General features: G+C 32.0%; 16 protein-coding genes. 6 read left to right on the top strand and 10 right to left on the bottom strand.

All coding sequences use genetic code 11. The features are described 5' to 3' along the window. Positions 1–105: 105 nt before the first annotated feature. A complete protein-coding gene (locus L3X37_RS09390; protein WP_237239921.1) occupies positions 106–351 on the top strand; it encodes a hypothetical protein in 246 nt (81 codons plus the stop codon). 81 nt (positions 352–432) lie between these two features. On the opposite strand, the gene purL is transcribed toward L3X37_RS09390, so the two are convergent. From purL to L3X37_RS09375, 3 genes are all read right to left on the bottom strand, one after another. Then, positions 433–4,089, bottom strand: a complete 3,657-nt coding sequence (purL, locus tag L3X37_RS09385) for a phosphoribosylformylglycinamidine synthase (RefSeq protein WP_237239920.1) — start codon at positions 4,087–4,089, stop codon at positions 433–435. Between the two features lie 324 nt (positions 4,090–4,413). Continuing rightward, positions 4,414–5,271 (bottom strand): fructosamine kinase family protein, encoded by an 858-nt coding sequence (locus tag L3X37_RS09380; protein WP_237239919.1) that lies wholly within the window; start codon positions 5,269–5,271, stop codon positions 4,414–4,416. A gap of 170 nt (positions 5,272–5,441) precedes the next feature. Beyond that, the gene (locus L3X37_RS09375; protein WP_237239918.1) at positions 5,442–6,656 is read right to left on the bottom strand and encodes an RsmB/NOP family class I SAM-dependent RNA methyltransferase; all 1,215 of its coding nucleotides are present in this window, start codon (positions 6,654–6,656) and stop codon (positions 5,442–5,444) included. A gap of 100 nt (positions 6,657–6,756) precedes the next feature. On the opposite strand from L3X37_RS09375, the gene L3X37_RS09370 reads away from it, so the two are divergent. Further along, positions 6,757–7,815 (top strand): WD40/YVTN/BNR-like repeat-containing protein, encoded by a 1,059-nt coding sequence (locus L3X37_RS09370; RefSeq protein ID WP_237239917.1) that lies wholly within the window; start codon positions 6,757–6,759, stop codon positions 7,813–7,815. Between the two features lie 12 nt (positions 7,816–7,827). Here L3X37_RS09370 and L3X37_RS09365 read toward each other — a convergent pair whose 3' ends face one another. From L3X37_RS09365 to L3X37_RS09335, 7 genes are all read right to left on the bottom strand, one after another. Beyond that, positions 7,828–8,271: a sensor of ECF-type sigma factor gene (locus L3X37_RS09365; RefSeq protein ID WP_237239916.1), complete on the bottom strand. Its 444-nt coding sequence runs from the start codon at positions 8,269–8,271 to the stop codon at positions 7,828–7,830. Between the two features lie 11 nt (positions 8,272–8,282). Continuing rightward, entirely contained in the window at positions 8,283–8,789 is a 507-nt protein-coding gene (locus L3X37_RS09360) for a hypothetical protein (RefSeq protein ID WP_237239915.1), read from the bottom strand. A 43-nt stretch (positions 8,790–8,832) separates the two neighbouring features. Continuing rightward, the gene (locus tag L3X37_RS09355) at positions 8,833–9,375 is read right to left on the bottom strand and encodes an RNA polymerase sigma factor (RefSeq protein ID WP_237239914.1); all 543 of its coding nucleotides are present in this window, start codon (positions 9,373–9,375) and stop codon (positions 8,833–8,835) included. Positions 9,376–9,656: 281 nt separating this feature from the next. Beyond that, positions 9,657–11,513, bottom strand: a complete 1,857-nt coding sequence (locus L3X37_RS09350) for an ABC transporter ATP-binding protein (RefSeq protein WP_237239913.1) — start codon at positions 11,511–11,513, stop codon at positions 9,657–9,659. Further along, positions 11,513–13,243 carry a phospho-sugar mutase gene (locus L3X37_RS09345; protein WP_237239912.1) on the bottom strand — a complete coding sequence of 577 codons (1,731 nt, stop codon included), beginning with the start codon at positions 13,241–13,243 and terminating at the stop codon, positions 11,513–11,515. Before L3X37_RS09345 ends, L3X37_RS09350 begins: the two co-directional genes overlap by 1 nt. A gap of 117 nt (positions 13,244–13,360) precedes the next feature. Continuing rightward, complete coding sequence (locus L3X37_RS09340; RefSeq protein ID WP_237239911.1) at positions 13,361–14,308, bottom strand: glycosyltransferase family 2 protein; 948 nt, start codon at positions 14,306–14,308, stop codon at positions 13,361–13,363. 51 nt (positions 14,309–14,359) lie between these two features. After that, on the bottom strand, positions 14,360–14,764 hold the full coding sequence (locus L3X37_RS09335) for a DUF4199 domain-containing protein (RefSeq protein ID WP_237239910.1): 405 nt from the start codon (positions 14,762–14,764) through the stop codon (positions 14,360–14,362). A gap of 123 nt (positions 14,765–14,887) precedes the next feature. On the opposite strand from L3X37_RS09335, the gene L3X37_RS09330 reads away from it, so the two are divergent. The 4 genes from L3X37_RS09330 (at position 14,888) to mtaB (ending at position 18,732) form a co-directional block, all read left to right on the top strand. Beyond that, the gene (locus L3X37_RS09330) at positions 14,888–15,139 is read left to right on the top strand and encodes a type B 50S ribosomal protein L31 (RefSeq protein ID WP_237239909.1); all 252 of its coding nucleotides are present in this window, start codon (positions 14,888–14,890) and stop codon (positions 15,137–15,139) included. A 168-nt stretch (positions 15,140–15,307) separates the two neighbouring features. Continuing rightward, a complete protein-coding gene (locus tag L3X37_RS09325) occupies positions 15,308–16,483 on the top strand; it encodes a GlmU family protein (protein WP_237239908.1) in 1,176 nt (391 codons plus the stop codon). Positions 16,484–16,573: 90 nt separating this feature from the next. Beyond that, complete coding sequence (locus L3X37_RS09320; RefSeq protein ID WP_237239907.1) at positions 16,574–17,308, top strand: lysoplasmalogenase family protein; 735 nt, start codon at positions 16,574–16,576, stop codon at positions 17,306–17,308. A gap of 98 nt (positions 17,309–17,406) precedes the next feature. After that, entirely contained in the window at positions 17,407–18,732 is a 1,326-nt protein-coding gene (gene mtaB / locus L3X37_RS09315; protein WP_237239906.1) for a tRNA (N(6)-L-threonylcarbamoyladenosine(37)-C(2))-methylthiotransferase MtaB, read from the top strand. Positions 18,733–18,778: the final 46 nt, after the last annotated feature.

The raw sequence follows: 18,778 nt of genomic DNA, 5'->3' as shown, positions 1-18,778 counted from the left end.
TGATTAATGATTTTGCATTGTGTTCTCTGTTCATTGTAATGATTTTTAAGGTTAAAATTATAATCTTTTTTCTCTCTTAAAAATCAACCTATAAAAGTTCACTTTTTGCTGACGTTAAACAAGGTAGATGAGGTTATTAAAAATGTAGTTACCTACGATGAAAATGAAGATAAATATGGAGTAAGCTATACCGAATTAATCCCTGTATTAATTAAAGCCATTCAAGAACAGCAGAAGATTATAGAAACACAAGAGGCTCAATACGAAGCACTAAACAACAATATTAAAGCTCTTGAAGATCGATTGAATAAAGTGGAGCTTTTAAAGATTGCTATTAATCAAAAGGAGTAGTTTCAAGGAATAGCTCTAGTTTTGAAAGGCTGCTTATTAATTTAAGCAGCTTTTTTTATGTTTATGTTTTTTTGAAATAAGTTAATGCTTTTCAATCCACTTTCTAGCATTTACAAAAGCTTCCAGCCAAGGAGACACTTCATCTTTTCTGCCTTTTGGATAATGTGCCCAGTTCCATTGAAAGGTAGAGCGCTCTATATGCGGCATAGTAACCAAATGGCGACCAGTTTTATCGCACATCATAGCTGTATTAAAGTCAGAACCATTTGGATTGTGCGGATAGCCTTCATAACCATATTTAGCACAGATGTTATATTGGTCTTCGGTGTACGGTAAACTAAATTTTCCTTCACCATGTGAAATCCAAACCCCCAAAGAGGAACCTGCTAAAGTAGAAAGCATCACAGAATTATTCTCCTGTATTTTTACAGAAGTAAAGGCACTTTCATGTTTATGGGAATCGTTATAGGTTAATTTACCATGAATATCATGCTCTGGATTTACCAATTCCAATTCCATCCATAGTTGAGCACCATTACAAATACCAACAGACAAAGTGTCTTCTCTATTAAAGAAGTTTTTAATAACCTCGTTGGCTTTCTCGTTATACTTTATGGCACCTGCCCAACCTTTTGCAGACCCTAAAACGTCAGAATTGCTAAAGCCACCAACAGCTCCTAAAAACTGAATATCTTCTAAGGTTTCTCGACCAGAAATTAAATCTGTCATATGAATATCTTTCACATCAAAACCAGCTAAATACATAGCGTTTGCCATTTCGCGTTCAGAATTGCTTCCTTTTTCTCTTAGAATAGCTGCTTTAGGTCTGTTGCTTCCAGTCTCAGGTAATTTACCAGTAAAATGTTCTGGGAACGTATATTGTAAAGGTTGATTTTTATAATTGTTGAATCTGTCTTCTGCTAAATTATTTGCCGTTTGTTTTTGGTCTAATAAGAATGATGTTTTGTACCAGACATCGCGTAAACGTGAAACGGTCATTGTGAATACTTCAGCTTGATTAATTATGCTTAAGTTGTCAGTTTCAATAACTTTTCCAATATTATGAAAATCAATATTAGCCTCAGATAATACAGTTTCTATTGAAGTGTCTTTTGATTGAATAACGATTCCTGCATTTTCAGCAAATAAGATTTTAAACGAATTTTTTTCGTTTAATGCGGATAGGTCTAATTCCGCTCCAATATTGTTATTAGCAAAACACAATTCTAAAAGCGTGGTGATTAATCCGCCAGAAGCCACATCATGTCCCGCTACAATTTGTTCATTTTTTATTAAATCTTGAATGGTGTTGAAAACGTTTTTAACATATCCCGCATCTTTAACATTGGGAGCATCATTTCCTATTTTGTTTAAAACTTGTGCAAATGAACTTCCTCCTAATTTAAAATCATCCTGAGATAAATTGATATAGTATATATCGCCTCCATTAGCTTTAAAAACAGGCTCAACAACTTTAGAAATATCGTTACAATTAGCAGCAGCTGATATAATAACTGTACCTGGAGAAATCACATCCTCATTAGGATATTTTTGCTTCATAGAAAGTGAATCTTTCCCCGTTGGAATATTGACTCCCAAATCAATAGCAAATTCTGAAATGGCTTCAACAGCTTTATATAAACGTGCATCTTCACCTTCATTTTTACAAGGCCACATCCAGTTAGCAGATAAGGATACATTTTGCAATCCGTCTTTTAAAGGGGCCCAAACAATATTAGTTAAAGCTTCGGTGATCGAGTTTCTGCTTCCTGCTACAGGGTTAATCAATCCTGAAATAGGCGAGTGCCCAATGGAAGTTGCAATACCTTCTTTTCCCTTATAATCCAACCCCATAACTCCAACGTTGTTTAATGGCAATTGTAAAGGACCAGTACATTGTTGTTTTGCCACTTTACCACCAACACAACGGTCTACTTTATTTGTTAACCAATCTTTACAGGCAACCGCTTCAAGTTGTAAAACTTGGTCTAAATAAATATAAAAATCATCAGTGTTATAAGCAACATCAGCATAGTTTCTTTTAACCGTATGATCCGTCATGATAGTTTTTGGCGAGCTACCAAACATATCTTCCATGGCTAAATCCATTGGTTTGTTGCCTTTGCTTTTAGATTGGAATGTAAATCTATCATCACCAGTTACATTACCAACAGTGTACATTGGCGAACGTTCACGATCTGCAATTTTATTTAGTGTTTCAAGGTGCTTTTCAGAAATAACCAATCCCATACGTTCTTGAGATTCGTTACCAATAATTTCTTTGTCAGATAGGGTAGGGTCTCCAACTGGTAATGCATCCAAATCTATTTTTCCGCCAGTATCTTCAACTAGTTCAGATAGACAATTTAAGTGTCCGCCAGCACCATGGTCATGGATAGAAACAATAAAATTTTCTTCGCTTTCAATCATACCACGAATTGCGTTTGCAGCACGTTTTTGCATTTCTGGATTAGAACGCTGTACAGCATTTAATTCAATACCAGAAGCAAATTCTCCTGTGTCGGCACTAGATACCGCAGCTCCACCCATACCTATGCGGTAATTTTCACCACCTAGAATTACAATTTTATCACCAGTTTTTGGTGTGTCTTTTAAAGCTTGGTCTGCTTTTCCGTAGCCAATACCACCGGCTTGCATAATCACTTTATCAAAACCAAGTTTTCTAGCTTCCTCTTCATGTTCAAAAGTCAATACCGACCCACAAATAAGGGGTTGCCCAAATTTGTTTCCAAAGTCTGAAGCTCCGTTAGATGCTTTTATTAAAATATCCATTGGGGTTTGGTATAACCAATCGCGTTCTTCAACACCATTTTCCCATGGACGGTTTTCTTCTAATCTAGAATATGATGTCATATAAACCGCAGTTCCTGCTAAAGGAAGCGAGCCTTTTCCGCCTGCTAATCTATCTCTAATTTCACCACCAGAACCAGTAGCAGCACCATTAAAAGGCTCTACTGTTGTTGGGAAATTATGCGTTTCCGCTTTAAGTGAAATTACAGATTCAAAATCTTCAGTCGTATAATAATCAGGAATGTCAGCACGTTTAGGCGCAAACTGTTCTATTTTTGGCCCTTTAATAAAAGCCACATTATCTTTATATGCCGAAACAATATCGTTAGGATTTTGTTTTGATGTTTCTTTAATCAACTTGAATAATGATGTTGGTTTTTCCTCCCCATCAATCACAAATGTTCCGTTAAAGATTTTATGGCGACAGTGTTCACTATTTACCTGTGAAAACCCAAACACTTCAGAATCAGTCAATGGACGACCAATTTTTTTTGAAACACCTTCCAAATACGCCACCTCTTCTTCACTTAAAGACAATCCTTCTTGCGCATTGTAGGCAGCTATATCTTCAATATCTAAAATAGGTTCTGGTTTAATATCAATGGTAAAAGATTCTTGATGTAACCCATTAAATTTCTCAGAAATCATAGGGTCAAAACTCTTAAAATCTTCAGTCACCGCATCGAACTCCTCAATTCTAATAATGCCTTGAATGCCCATGTTTTGAGTAATCTCAACCGCATTAGTGCTCCAAGGCGTAATCATTGCGGCACGCGGACCAACAAAAAAAGCATCTAATGATGCTTGCTCTATTTTTGGCTGGTTGCCAAATAACCACGTTAATTTTGAGATGGTTTCAGTTGATAATTCTTTTGTTGTTTGAACAGCAAAAACTTTGCTATTTGTGTTTCCAAAGAAGTGAATCATTATCTATCTATTTGTGTGTGTTTAAAGAAAGTGCAAAAATACACATTTTTAACCATTCAGAATGTCTTTTTTTATCAAAGCGCAAGCTGTTATTAACAGTATTTTCAACAAGATTTTCAATTGTTTGGGCGTTACCCTTTGGGTCGGGCTTTCAGCAGTCGCTCCCTCCTGCGTCGGGGAGCTTCAACAAATGCTTCAATCCCTAACGCACTCATCCGCCAAAGTTTTGTCATTGCGTACTTGATGCGGAATCGATAAGAAATAAAATAGATTCCTGCCGAAGTTTATCTTGAGCGAAGTCGAAAGGCAGGAATGACAGAAACATTAAAAATACTTTTTCAAAATAGAAACCACCGAGCCATAGTAACTACTTCCAAACAAATTCAAATGCACCAACAAATAATACAATTGGTAAATGTCTATTCTGGCAGATGTATTTTCATCCAATGGAAAATACGAGTGATAGGACTCATAAAAGGCATTACCAAAACCATCAAACAATTTTGTCATGGCAATATCAACTTCGTTATGTCCGTAATAAACGGCAGGGTCAATTAAATACGGTTCACTATTTTTTGAAATAAGATAATTACCGCTCCATAAATCACCATGAAGTAACGATGGTTTTATGCCTTTAAACAATAATTCTAAATGATTTTTAATGTGTTGTTCAGACGGACATTCAGAAACAGAAAGTAAACCTTTTTGTTGCGCTAGTTCAAGTTGAGGTAACAAACGCTCATGAGTATAAAATTTAACCCAAGTTTTGTGGGCAGAATTGCTTTGTGGTAAACTACCAATGTAATTGTCTTTATCCAACCCAAAACTATCCGAAGTACATTTATGTAGAGTAGCCAGTTGTTCTCCTAAAAGTTTAAAATCTTCAGCGGTAGCTCGTTTAGATTCTATAAATTCCATCAGTAAAAAGGCAGAATTTTCAAAACTATCAAAAGCAATCACTTTTGGTGTTTTTATAGTGTTGGTTTTAGCAATCAATTCCAAACCATAAGCTTCTGCTTGAAACATGTTTAATGTGCTGGCACTATTCAGTTTTAAAAAATATGAGTTTTTCGTAGTGTAAATTTTATAGGCTTGAGAAATATCGCCACCACTAACCGATGATACTTTTGTAATGGTCTCGTTTAATAGGTTTGAGAGGAGAGGTTTTAAATGGCTGATCATTTTTTGCCTAACTATCTTTTACGTTTGTAATGGTACTGTACAATTATATCTTTTTTGCAATCATCTTTAGAAGAACAATTAAATAAAATTAATTATTACAACTATTGAAAATATGTGCTTTGAAAATTTTGTCATACAAATATTCTTAAATCATTCAATTGTTATTGAAATTAAGCTTTACGCTCCAATAATGCCATATAAAACCCATCAAAACCTTTTTTGTGGACTAGTATTTTTTTATCTTTTAGCAACTCAAAATTTACCCCAGCTTCAGATTTTAAAAAGGCAGTTACTTGTTCTTGATTTTCAGAAGGTAACACAGAACAAGTTGCATATACCAGTTGCCCGCCAACTTTTACCATTCTAGAATATTGTTGTAAAATATCCTGTTGTGTGGTTTTTATTTTTTCAATAAAATCGGGTTGTAATTTCCATTTAGCATCAGGGTTTCTTCTTAACACACCCAAACCAGAACATGGGGCATCAATTAAAACGCGGTCTGCTTTATCGTATAATTTCTTTATAACTTTAGTCGATTCTATAACACGATTTTCAATGTTATGAGCACCGTTTCGTTTCGCTCGACGTTTTAACTCATTAAGTTTATTGCCATAGATATCTAATGCAATTATTTGACCTTTATTTTCCATTAAAGATGCTATGTGCAAGGTTTTTCCGCCAGCACCAGCACACGTATCAACAACTCGCATTCCAGGTTCTACATTTAAAAACTCAGCTACTAATTGCGATGAGGCATCTTGTACTTCAAACCAACCCTTTTTAAAAGCCTCAGTAGCAAAAACATTAGCACGCTCTGTTAATTTTAAAGCATTTGGGTAGCCATTTAAAAATTCGGTTTCAATATCAGAATCAAATAAAACCTCTTGTAATTTTTCTTTAGTAGTTTTAAGTGTGTTTACTCTTAAAATAACATCGGCTTGTTCGTTTAAAGCCGCAATTTCTTTAGTCCAAATAGCATCTCCTAATTCTTTCTTGCCAATTTCGTCCATCCAATCTGGAATAGATTCTTTGAATTTTCTAATTTTTGATAGCTCATCAAAACGTCCTTTTATTTTACGCAGCGGTGTGCCTTCAAAATATTTCCAATCTGGTAATTTTATACCTTTCAAGGTAGCCCAAACTGCAAACATACGCCATAGGTTATCTCTATCAAAAGGTTCTTTTACATCAGCAATTTCTGCGTATAAACGTTTCCAACGCACAATATCATAAGTTGTTTCGGCAACAAAGGCTCTATCGCGCGAACCCCAACGTTTATCACGTTTTAAAAGCTGCTGAATAACTTTGTCGGCATACTTCCCTTCATTAAAAATTAAAGTTAAACCATCAATAACCGCAAAGCATAAATTTCTGTGTAATCGCATGTTGTATAAATAAGGCGCAAAGTTACGTTAATTGCCACGAATACACGAATGTTTTTATTTTTTGAATGTTAAGACTTATCTTTCTCAAAAATTAGTGTTTATGAAATTATTGACGCCTCTTTTTTTATGTTTTTTGTTTTTGGCTTCCTGTGGGAAAAAGGAAACATTTAAAGCTAGAAATTTTTCTAAAGTTGAAATTAATCATCTTTTAGAAGATTCATTGTTGAATGTTAGGGCTTTGGAAATTACAGTTGATGATAATGTGTTTTTTCTAACATCTAATGGTTTTGGCGGTGTTGCTTATTATAGTGATTATGATGATAAATTGGATATTGTGTATCCAATTCCAATGGCTCACGATAGTATTGAGAATAATTTTAGAGCTTTTGCTTCAACTAATAAGAATGGATTTGGTATTACAATTGGATCTCCAGCTAGATTATATAAAATTAAGAATGATGAAAAAGTTATAGTCTACCACGAAAACCACCCAAAAGCATTCTACGATTCCATGGATTTTTGGAATGATGAAGAAGGTATTGCTATTGGAGATTCAACTGAAGGCTGTTTAAGTGTTATTGTTACTCGTGATGGGGGAAATACTTGGAGTAAATTATCTTGCGATGATTTGCCTAAAGGAACAGAAAACGAAGGCGCTTTTGCTGCAAGTGATACCAATATTGCTATTGTAGACGATAAAACTTGGGTTGCGACTACTGCTGGACGTGTTTATTATTCCCCTAACAAAGGAAAAACTTGGGAGGTTTTTAACACACCAATTGTTAAAGAGAAGGAAACACAAGGGATTTATTCTATCGATTTTTATGATGAACTCAATGGATTTGCTATTGGTGGAGATTATACTAAACCAGATGATAATACTGCTAATAAAATAAGAACTAATGATGGCGGAAAAACTTGGGAATTGGTTGCGCAAAATCAAAACCCAAGTTACAGAAGTTGTGTGCAGTATATTCCAAACAGAAAAGGGAAGGAGCTTGTAGCCATTGGCTTTAAAGGTATTGATTACAGTAACGACTCAGGAGCTACTTGGAAACATTTAAGTGATGAAGGTTTTTATACCATTAGGTTTTTAAACGATAGCATAGCTTATGCTGCTGGAGCTGGAAGAATTTCTAAGTTAACTTTCAGAGAATAAAAAAAGAGAGGTTTATGGCTTCTCTCTTTTTCTTTTTTTAAGTTCATCTAACATTTTGCGTCTAAAATCATCTTCGGCTATTTTAAGCTGAATTATTTTTTTTGCAGGAATAATATTTATCAATTTTTCTGATAGTCCAATTCTTAATTTATGCATCTTGTTTTCAGCCGCGTTAAGTCTTTTAATTAGTGTATTGGCATCAGCCTCACTCATGGTTTCTAAATCATCTCTAATCTCCTTTCTTATAACTCTAATTTCTCTATGTCTAATAGCATTAGTTTCTTCTTCAAAAGCATTGTAAATAGGCCAAAATTTTTGAGACTCTTTAGCTGTTAAGTTTAATTTGTCAGTTATAAAAGCTACTTTAAGAGCTTTAATTTTTTCTCGTTTGCCTCCTCTTTGTGCTATGGCATTAACGGAAACTAAGAGAATTAAAATAAATAGTATTTTTTTCATATGTTTTATTATTATTCTATTAATAACTCCTCTATATCAGCATTATTTAATAGGTATTCTTCAATATTTTCTTCTTCAAAATTATAGTCAACAAGATTATCTTCATTTAACTCATCTTCAGTTAGTAAAGAGGCAATCTCGTAAGAACTTATATTTTCGTCGATAACATAATTCTCAACAGTTTCAGTTTCTAAATCTCCAACTGTGAAGGAGCTTTCAAAAATAGAAAGATTAAACAATAATAAAACCGCAGCTGCAATACTAGAAATATAAATAATTGTCTTTCTATTTATAAGAGGTATTACTTTTGTTTCTTTTTCTTCTGATAAATTTTGAATAATGCGCTCTTCCAGACTGTCAAAATAGCCTTCAGGAGTTTTAAATCCATTAGAGTTAACATTTAATGTGTTTTCTTCTTTACTTATTTTATTTAATAAATTTTCTTCAAAAGCATCAAAATAACCTTTAGGAACTTCAAATCCAGTAGATTTTATATTATGTAATTTTTTGTCTTTCATTTTATTTTTACTCAATACTAAGACTCATTTAATATTAAAAGGTTTAATTATCAGTTAAATAGTCTTCAATTTTTTTTACTGCAATATGGTATGATGCTTTTAAAGCACCTTCGCTAGTTTCTAAAATTTCTGCCATATCTCTATATTTTATATCTTCAAAATACTTCATATTAAAAACCAATTGCTGTTTTTGTGGTAAAGTTGCTATGGCTTTTTGTAGCTTTAGTTGAATAGCGTCGCCTTCAAAATAAACATCTGTAGTTAAATTATTTATAGCTATTTGTTGCACTTCTTCATTTGTTACTTGTAAACGTTTTGCATTTTTATTAATGAGCGTAATAGACTCATTTGTGGCTATTCTATACATCCAAGAAAACAGTTTGCTATCTCCCTTAAAGTTATTAATATTTTTATAAATTTTTATAAAGGTGTTTTGTAATACATCATCAGCATCGTCATGAGATTTTACAATACTACGTATGTGCCAATACAAACGTTCCTTATAAAGTGTAAGCAAGGTTTTAAATGCTTGTTCTTTATAGGTTTTAGATTTTAAATGTTTTAATAATTCTATTTCGTCAATCAAAGAAAATAGTTTGGTATTAGACTAATAAATATACTAAAAGTTTAATGTGTTTTTTAAAAATTTTAAAACATTGAAAACCAGATCATTAATTTTATTTTATCGATGAAATGTTTATAAAATACGATAAAATGCAAATTTTTCTTGTGTAGTCTATTTTTTTGATTTATGTTTGTATCAGAAATCTACTTATGTTGTTAGCTTGTCCCCAAATCTAGCAATGAATAAAAAAAAGGATAGTGGCCCAAATCTCTATCCTTTTTTTGTTTTTATATGGTAAGTTTCTATTCGAAACTTTGCATTTCCACTAGTTTCTTGTAAGTGCCATTTTTAGTTATAAGATCTTTATGTTGACCTTGTTCAACAATCTTACCTTTCTTTAAAACTACTATTTCATCGGCATTTTGAATGGTAGAAAGTCTATGGGCTATAACAATTGATGTTCTGTTTTTCATCATGTTTTCTAAGGCTACTTGTACTAAACGTTCACTTTCGGTATCTAGAGCAGATGTGGCTTCGTCTAAAACCATAATTGGTGGACTCTTTAATACAGCACGAGCAATACTTAAACGTTGTTTTTGTCCACCAGAAAGTTTATTTCCAGCATCACCAATATTAGTATTAATGCCATCTGGTAAATCTTTAACAAACTCCCATGCATTTGCAACCTTTAAGGCGTCAATTATTTGTTCATCTGTAGCATTGTCATTGCCCAATTTCATATTGTTTTTTATACTATCATTAAAAAGAATAGCATCTTGGGTTACAATACCCAATTGAGCACGTAAAGAACTTGTTGTTAAATCACTAATGTCCAAACCATCAATTAAAACTTGTCCGTTATTTACATCGTAAAAACGTGTAATTAAATTGGCGATAGTAGATTTTCCACTACCAGATTGTCCAACAAGAGCCACAGTTTTTCCTTTAGGAATAGTTAAAGAAAAGTTTTTAAGTACATATTCATTTTCATACTTGAATGAAATATTTTTAAATTCTATTTCAGAATCAAATGTTGTTTTCTCAATAGCATTTTCTTTATCCTTTAAAGGGTTAGGAGTGTCAATAATTTCTTGAATACGTTCCGCGGCAGCGCCTCCTCTTTTAATATTGTAAAGCGCTCTTGAAATAGCTTTTGCAGGAACCAAGATATTATAAGATAAGCCCATATATGTTATAAACTCACTTCCTTTTAACGTTGCTTTTTTAGATATAAATAAAAAATCTATCTCACCAGTTATTACCATAGATCCTCCAAACCATAAAATAGCTGCTATAATACATATGCCCAAAAACTCACTGGTTGGAGAAGCCAAATTTTGACGATTTAAGAGTTTGTTTGAGAAGTGATAAAAACGAGATGTAGATTCTTGAAATTTACCATTGAATTTATCTTCAGCATTAAAACCTTTAATAATACGTAGTCCTGTTAAAGTCTCTTCTAAGGTTGAAAGAAAGGTTCCTTGTTCTTTTTGAACACGATCTGATTTTCGCTTTAAACTTTTACCAATTTTTGATATGATAAAGCCCATTATTGGAATAAAAATAAATACAAATAAAGTTAATTCTGCACTTATTAAAAGCATAGCTGTTATAGTAAAAATGATTGTTAGTGGTTCTCTAACAATAAGTTCTAAAACAGATAAAAAGGAATATTGCAAATCTAAAACATCACTAGTTACTCTCGACAATATATCTCCTTTTCGTTTTTCTGAAAAAAATGAAAGCGGTAATTCCACCGTTTTTTTATAGACACCATTTCTTAAATCACGAATAACACCATTGCGTAAAAAAACTAAAAAATAATTTGCTAAATACCCTGAAATATTTTTAAATAAAAACATAAAAATAATTAGAACAACAACAAATGAAAGAGCTCTGAGGTCATCGCCATGAGAGTACTCGGTAACTTGATAGGCTAGGTAGTTTTCGAAAAAATCTTTAATCTCAGTTATTTTTTCTAAAGTAGGTTTTGTTGTAGGGGCAACCACATTTTCTTTAAATAGGATATCTAGCATCGGAATTAGCACGATAAAAGATAAAACTCCAAACAAAGCAAAAAAAACATTAGAAATAATGTGTCCTACAGCAAATCGTTTATACGGTTTTGCATACCGTAGTATGTTTGCAAAATGATTCATTAGCTAAGTTGCATATCTTTAACAATTGCTGCTGTTTTTGCATCAAGTTGATTTTTAGCAGTTTTAAATTCTGAAGCTGAATTTAAAGTTGTATTCACACTTATATAGAATTTTATTTTTGGTTCTGTACCACTTGGTCTTAAGGCAACTTGAGTCCCATCTTCAGTATAATAAATCAATACATTTGATTTTGGAATATCTATAGAACTATCTTCACCAGTAATCATGTTTTTTGAAATGGATAATTGATAATCTTCAATTTTAACAACTTTAGATTCGTTTACTACAGTTAACGGATTTTCGCGAGCATCAATCATCATTTGTTTTATTTCTTCAGCACCTTCTATTCCTTTTTTAGTTAATGAAATAAGGTGTTCTTTATAGAAACCATGTTCAACATATAAATCAATTAAATCTTTATAAAGTGAACCACCATTAGCTTTTGCTTGTGCAGCAATTTCGCAAGCTAAAAGTGTTGAGGTTACAGCATCCTTATCGCGAACAAAATCGCCAACCATATAACCAAAACTTTCTTCGCCACCACCAATAAAATTAAGGTCTTTGTAATCATGAATTAATTTAGCAATCCATTTAAAACCAGTAAGTACAATTTTGCTTTCTACATTATATGATGCAGCAAGCGTGTTTAACATTGGCGTAGAAACTATAGTAGATGCTATAAATTCTTTGCCTTTAATTTTGCCTTCTTTTTTCCATTGTTTAAGAAGAAAATCTGTCATCATCAGCATGGTTTGATTACCATTAAGTAATTGTAATTCGTTTTCAGAATTACGAACCGCAATACCTAATCTATCACAATCTGGATCTGTACCAATAACGATATCGGCTTCAACTTTTTCAGCCAACTCTAAAGCCATCTTTAATGCTGCTGGCTCTTCAGGGTTTGGAGATTCTACCGTTGGAAAATCACCATTAGGAATTTCTTGTTCTTTTACAATATGTACATTTTTATAACCAGCTTGCTTTAAAGTTTCAGGAACTGCTGTAATAGATGTACCATGTAACGATGTAAAAACAATGGTTAAGTCGTCTTTTGCAGTTTCAGATGTATTAAAACTTCCGTTACTTACCGATGCATCAATAAAAGCATCATCTACTTCTTTTCCTATATTATGAATTAAATTATTGTTAGCTTCAAATTTTATATCAGAATAGTCTAAATTATTTATCACATTAACGATAGCATCATCGTGTGGAGGTACTAATTGTCCGCCATCTTGCCAATATACTTTATAACCATTATATTCTGGTGGATTATGTGATGCTGTTAAAACGATACCGCAATGGCAGTTTAAATGTTTTAAAGCAAATGATAATTCTGGAGTTGGTCTTAAATCTTCAAATAAATAAACTTCAATACCATTTGCAGAAAATACATTAGCGACTATTTTTGCTAAGGATTTACTGTTGTGTCTACAATCATAAGCAATTACAGCTTTTGGTATTTCGTTTGGAAAAGATTTGTGTAAATAATCACTTAAACCTTGAGTGTTTTTTCCTAAAGTATATTTATTGATTCTATTGGTGCCAACGCCCATTATACCGCGCATTCCACCTGTACCAAATTCTAAATCTTTGTAAAAACTTTCCTGAATATCTTCAGGGTTATTTGCAATACTATCTTTTATAGTTTGCTGCGTTTCTTCATCAAAAGTTGGTGTTAACCACGAGTTAATTCTGTCTAAAATTTCTGGTTTAATGTGAATCATAATAAGTATTAATTAATTGCAGGGTACAAAAGTAATCATTTCGGTAGTTAGTTTTTAGCATTTCTAATTTTGAAATATAATTTTTCAACTAAAACCTTTTAGTAAATAAGCGTTTAATTAAAAATTCAATCTATCCTTAACTAAATACCGTTTTTTATTTTGCTTGGTTCTTAAAATAATTTCGCCTAAAAAGCCAGCTACAAAAAATTGAGTACCAATTATCATGGTAGATAATGCAATGTAGAATTGAGGGCGTTGGGTAATAAGCCTTCCCGAAGGATTTAAAAATAATTTATCTACGCCTAAATAAAAAGCAAACCCAAACCCAATAGCAAACATAATAACACCTAATGCACCAAATAAATGCATTGGCCGCTTACCAAAACGCGATAAAAACCAAATGGTGATTAAATCTAAAAACCCATGTATAAACCGATTCATCCCGAATTTAGTTTCGCCATACTTTCTGGCTTGATGCTGTACTATTTTTTCACCAATTTTAGTAAAACCTGCGTTTTTAGAAAGCACTGGAATATAACGATGCATCTCGCCGTTAACATCAATATTTTTAACAACATCTAGTTTATAAGCTTTAAGTCCACAGTTAAAATCATTCAGCTTAACACCAGAGGTCTTTCTTGCTGCCCAATTAAATAATTTAGATGGCAAGTTTTTAGCAATCACAGAATCGTAGCGTTTCTTTTTCCATCCAGAAACTAAATCGTAACCATCGTTAACAATCATACTGTATAATTCTGGAATTTCATCTGGATTGTCTTGTAAATCAGCATCCATGGTAATTACAACATTCCCTTGTGCTTTTTTAAAACCAGCATGTAATGCTTGCGATTTGCCATAGTTTTTTAAAAACCGAATACCTTTTACTTGATTGTTTTGGTTAGACAGCTTGCTAATAATTTGCCAAGAATCATCAGTACTGCCATCATCAATAAAAATAACTTCATAAGAAAAATGATTGGATTGCATAACTTTTGCAATCCAATCATTTAGTTCTGTTAAAGACTCTTGTTCGTTAAGTAGCGGTATAACTACAGATATATTCATTTAGAAACTTTCAAAATTTATATTTCAAAAATACTGAAATTAATTGAAGTGTTAGTGGTCATTTTTAACGATTAACCCAGTAATTAATGAAATAATAAGACCAACAGAAAGCGTTCTAATAATTAACATTGGGTAATTGTAATTAATAACAGATGTCTGCTCTGTTAAATAATTTAAATGAATATAAGTGTAAATCGTAGCGATTAAAGCACCTATTACGGCGATGGCAAGACCAATTTTAATGGTATCAACTAAAGATATTTTATTGGCATTATTGGTTTTGAATTTTTTTATACCAAAAACAAAAACTAATAATGTAGCTAAAAAGCTTAAAACAGTTAAGATGATATTTTGGCCTACCATTGGTGCAATAACTATTGATGCTATTATTACTAAGCCCAGGAGTAAACCGTATTTGTAGGCTATGGGCTTTAAGATTTGTTGTTTACTTTCCATTTTATTAATTTATATTTAAAACAAAAATACACTAAATAAAAAAGAATAAAATTTTATTGTAGTTTTATAAAAAATAAGTAAATTTGCAGCTCGAAAATTGAAAAGAATAAAAAGCATTTAGCAATGAGAAAAGGTATACACCCAGAAAATTATAGATTAGTTGCATTTAAAGATATGTCTAACGATGATGTGTTTTTAACAAAATCTACAGCTGTTACTAACGAGACTATAGAAGTTGATGGTGTTGAATACCCATTAGTAAAAATGGAGATTTCAAGAACATCTCACCCATATTACACTGGTAAATCTAAATTGGTAGATACTGCTGGTCGTATTGATAAGTTCAAAAACAAATACGCTAAGTTTAAAAAATAAACTTAGTCAAATAAATATATTATAGCCTTTCAGGATTACTGAAAGGCTTTTTTTGTAATTATTATTTTAGTGTTCTCGAACACAACGATAACTGGTTATTTTACTAGTTAAAATGAGATACAACTGCTTATTGTAATGTTTATATTTGGCGTTTATAATAAGATAAAGATGAACTATATTCTTTTTGATGGTCCTTCGCGTAATAATTTATTACCCTTTACTTTTACTAGACCAGTTGCTGATATTAGAGTTGGTATTTTAACAATTCGTGAAAAGTGGGAAAGATATTTAACTTCTACCATAACTACGGTTACTGAAGATTATTTGTCTGATAAATACCCCATGGTCGAAATGGACGAAAATGTAATGATAAATGCTTCATATTTGCCAAACGATACTTTAGTAAGCCTTATTAAAGGCTTAAAAGAAAATCAAGCGATATTTAATGGTGAAGATGTCATTGCTTTTTATGCCAAAAATACACAGGAAGATATTGATTTTGATACCTATGAAGCTATTGAGTTTAACGAAGATGTTATCAAAATAACACACACTTGGGATATTTTCTCTAAAAACGGAGAAGCTATTCAAGAAGATTTTAATCTAATTACTAAAGATAGAAAATCTCAACCTATTCCATCAACTAATAATATTATTGCTCCAGAAAATATTTTTATTGAAGAAGGTGCTATAATAGAGTTTGCTACCCTAAATGCTAGTGACGGACCAATTTATATTGGAGAGAATGCCGAAATTATGGAAGGCGCTCTAATTCGTGGACCATTAGCGCTTTGCAAAAGCGCAGGAATAAAACTAGGCACTAAAATTTATGGACCTACTACTATTGGACCTTATAGTAAAGTTGGTGGAGAAATAAAAAACTCAGTACTTTTTCAAAATTCAAATAAAGGGCACGAGGGTTATTTAGGAAATTCTGTAATAGGTGAGTGGTGTAATTTAGGAGCAGATACCAACAACTCAAATCTTAAAAATAATTATGCCGAAGTGCGCTTGTGGGATTATCAAACTGAAGGATTTGCTAAAACAGGCTTACAGTTTTGCGGACTTATGATGGGTGATCACAGTAAATGTGGTATAAACACCATGTTTAATACAGGAACTGTTGTTGGTGTAAGCGCCAATATTTTTGGTAGTGGTTTTCCAAGAAACTTTATACCTAGCTTTAGTTGGGGTGGGAATGCTGGCTTTACCACCTATTTAACCAAAAAAGCTTTTGAAGTCGTCCGAGTTGTAATGGGCAGACGTGAATTAGAATTTACTAAAAAAGACCAAGCTATTTTAGAACACGTATTTGAAGAAACTAAAAAATACAGGAGACAATAAATAGTCTTACATTTGTATTATTTTACTACAAAAATAGGTTTTAATCGATATTTTTGTTATTTTCGTTGGTATTAATCATTGCTTCAAATAATGGTAAAACATATCTTTAAAAATAATAAGCGATTTACATTACTATTTTTCTCAATACTTTTTCTAGATATTTACGTAAAGCTTAATTGCTCAGCGTTTCCATATAGATTCATATCCAAACCTTTTGTTATACTGCTTTTAATAGGTTACTTCTATTTTAATAAGGTTGGTAGTAATTACAAAAAACATTTATGTGTGCTTTTAGCCTTGGTATGTTTTCTTATCGGAGATTTGCTTAATATATATGCAAATTATGATAATTTTATTCTTTTAGGCTTTAGTTTGTTCTTTTTTTCTGTTGCTAAAATATTTTTAAGCATGAAATTTTCGCATAGAAAAGACTTTAATGTTTCAAGGTTAATCCCTTTTACCTTAATTATGTTTGTCTATACCATATTTTTAATATGGTTTCTTTATGAAGACTTAGGAGTTTTTTTAACACCAGCATTAATTACCTTTTTTTTAACATTGTTAATGGTGCAGTTTGCATATTTAAGACAAGGAGCTTATAGTAATAAAAGCTATATTTATGTTTTCTTAGGAGTTATTTTATATGCTATTGAAGAAGGTTTATTTGCAGTACAAATTTTTAAATTATCATTACCATTTCAGGACTTTCTAATAATGTTTTTATATGGTGCAGCTGTTTATTTTATTGTTTTTGGAGTTATAAACGAAAAAGAATATGAGCAAAAACAAGTAGAAAAATTTGATAATAAAATTAATGCTCTTTAGCTCTAATAAATTAAATAATTTAATAACGCTTTAGTTGTGAATTTCTGTTTTTCAATATAACTAATTAGTTGTAAGTTTGCAGTCTTTTTAAACGCCAAATGAAAAATAAAGTCGCATTTTATACTTTAGGTTGTAAACTTAATTTTTCTGAAACATCAACCATTGCCAGAAATTTTAATGATGAAGGTTTTGATAGGGTTGATTTTTCTGAAAAGGCCAATATATATGTAATTAATACCTGTTCGGTTACCGAAAATGCAGACAAGCGTTTTAAAACCATTGTAAAACAAGCGCAAAAGACAAATCCAGAAGCTTTTATTGCTGCCGTTGGTTGTTATGCACAACTCAAACCACAAGAATTAGCCGATGTAAATGGTGTCGATTTGGTACTTGGTGCAACTGAAAAATTTAAAATTACAGATTACTTAAGCGACTTATCAAAAAATGATTTCGGCGAAGTACATTCCTGCGAAATTGAAGATGCCGATTTTTATGTGGGCTCCTATTCTATAGGCGACAGAACACGTGCCTTTTTAAAAGTACAAGATGGATGCGATTATAAATGTACATATTGTACCATTCCCTTAGCACGAGGTATTTCGCGTAGCGATACTATGAAAAATGTGCTTAAAAATGCAAAAGAAATTTCTAAGCAAAATATTAAAGAAATTGTATTAACAGGTGTTAATATTGGTGATTATGGTAAGGGTGAATTTGGTAATAAAAAACACGAGCATACTTTTTTAGATTTGGTTACTCAGCTAGATAAAGTTGAAGGTATTGAGCGTTTACGAATTTCGTCAATAGAACCCAATTTATTAAAAAATGAAACTATTGATTTAGTTTCGAAATCTAGGGCCTTTGTACCACATTTTCATATACCATTACAATCTGGAAGTAACGACATATTAAAAAAAATGAAGCGTCGTTATATGCGAGAATTATATGAAGATCGTGTTTCAAAAATAAAAGAGGTGATGCCTCACGCATGCATTGGTGTTGATGTTATTGTTGGATTTCCTGGTGAAACAGACGAACATTTTTTAGAAACCTATAATTTCCTAAACACTTTAGATATTTCTTATTTACATGTTTTTACTTATTCTGAACGCGATAATACTGAAGCTGCTGATATGGATGGTGTAGTGCCAAAGAATGTAAGAAGCAAGCGCAGTAAAATGCTACGTGGATTATCAGTTAAAAAGCGTCGTGCATTTTACGAAAATCAATTAGGCGCTAAGCGAACAGTTTTATTTGAAAGTGAAAATAAAGAAGGGTATATTTATGGTTTTACCGAAAACTACATAAAAGTAAAATCACCTTGGAACCCAGAATTGGTAAATACATTGCACGAGGTTGAATTAACTAAAATTGATGATGATGGTTTAGTTAGGTTTGAGTTTGAAAATGAACTTGCTTTATAAAAAAAATCTGAAGACAAAACTCCAGATTTAATATTTTTCTAGCTTC

It is taken from the genome of Wocania arenilitoris (assembly GCF_021728535.1).
Lineage (GTDB): Bacteria > Bacteroidota > Bacteroidia > Flavobacteriales > Flavobacteriaceae > Wocania_A > Wocania_A arenilitoris.
The sequence above is the reverse complement of the archived record's forward strand: the minus strand, read 5'-3'. Positions and strand labels throughout refer to the sequence as shown.

Coding starts and splice junctions, on each gene's coding strand:
- L3X37_RS09340 (WP_237239911.1), bottom strand. CDS start 14,308: ATGAATATATCTGTAGTTATACCGCTACTTAACGAACAAGAGTCTTTA.
- L3X37_RS09335 (WP_237239910.1), bottom strand. CDS start 14,764: ATGGAAAGTAAACAACAAATCTTAAAGCCCATAGCCTACAAATACGGT.
- L3X37_RS09350 (WP_237239913.1), bottom strand. CDS start 11,513: ATGAATCATTTTGCAAACATACTACGGTATGCAAAACCGTATAAACGA.
- L3X37_RS09360 (WP_237239915.1), bottom strand. CDS start 8,789: ATGAAAGACAAAAAATTACATAATATAAAATCTACTGGATTTGAAGTT.
- mtaB (WP_237239906.1), top strand. CDS start 17,407: ATGAAAAATAAAGTCGCATTTTATACTTTAGGTTGTAAACTTAATTTT.
- L3X37_RS09370 (WP_237239917.1), top strand. CDS start 6,757: ATGAAATTATTGACGCCTCTTTTTTTATGTTTTTTGTTTTTGGCTTCC.
- L3X37_RS09365 (WP_237239916.1), bottom strand. CDS start 8,271: ATGAAAAAAATACTATTTATTTTAATTCTCTTAGTTTCCGTTAATGCC.
- L3X37_RS09325 (WP_237239908.1), top strand. CDS start 15,308: ATGAACTATATTCTTTTTGATGGTCCTTCGCGTAATAATTTATTACCC.
- L3X37_RS09375 (WP_237239918.1), bottom strand. CDS start 6,656: ATGCGATTACACAGAAATTTATGCTTTGCGGTTATTGATGGTTTAACT.
- L3X37_RS09380 (WP_237239919.1), bottom strand. CDS start 5,271: ATGATCAGCCATTTAAAACCTCTCCTCTCAAACCTATTAAACGAGACC.
- L3X37_RS09330 (WP_237239909.1), top strand. CDS start 14,888: ATGAGAAAAGGTATACACCCAGAAAATTATAGATTAGTTGCATTTAAA.
- L3X37_RS09345 (WP_237239912.1), bottom strand. CDS start 13,243: ATGATTCACATTAAACCAGAAATTTTAGACAGAATTAACTCGTGGTTA.
- purL (WP_237239920.1), bottom strand. CDS start 4,089: ATGATTCACTTCTTTGGAAACACAAATAGCAAAGTTTTTGCTGTTCAA.
- L3X37_RS09320 (WP_237239907.1), top strand. CDS start 16,574: ATGGTAAAACATATCTTTAAAAATAATAAGCGATTTACATTACTATTT.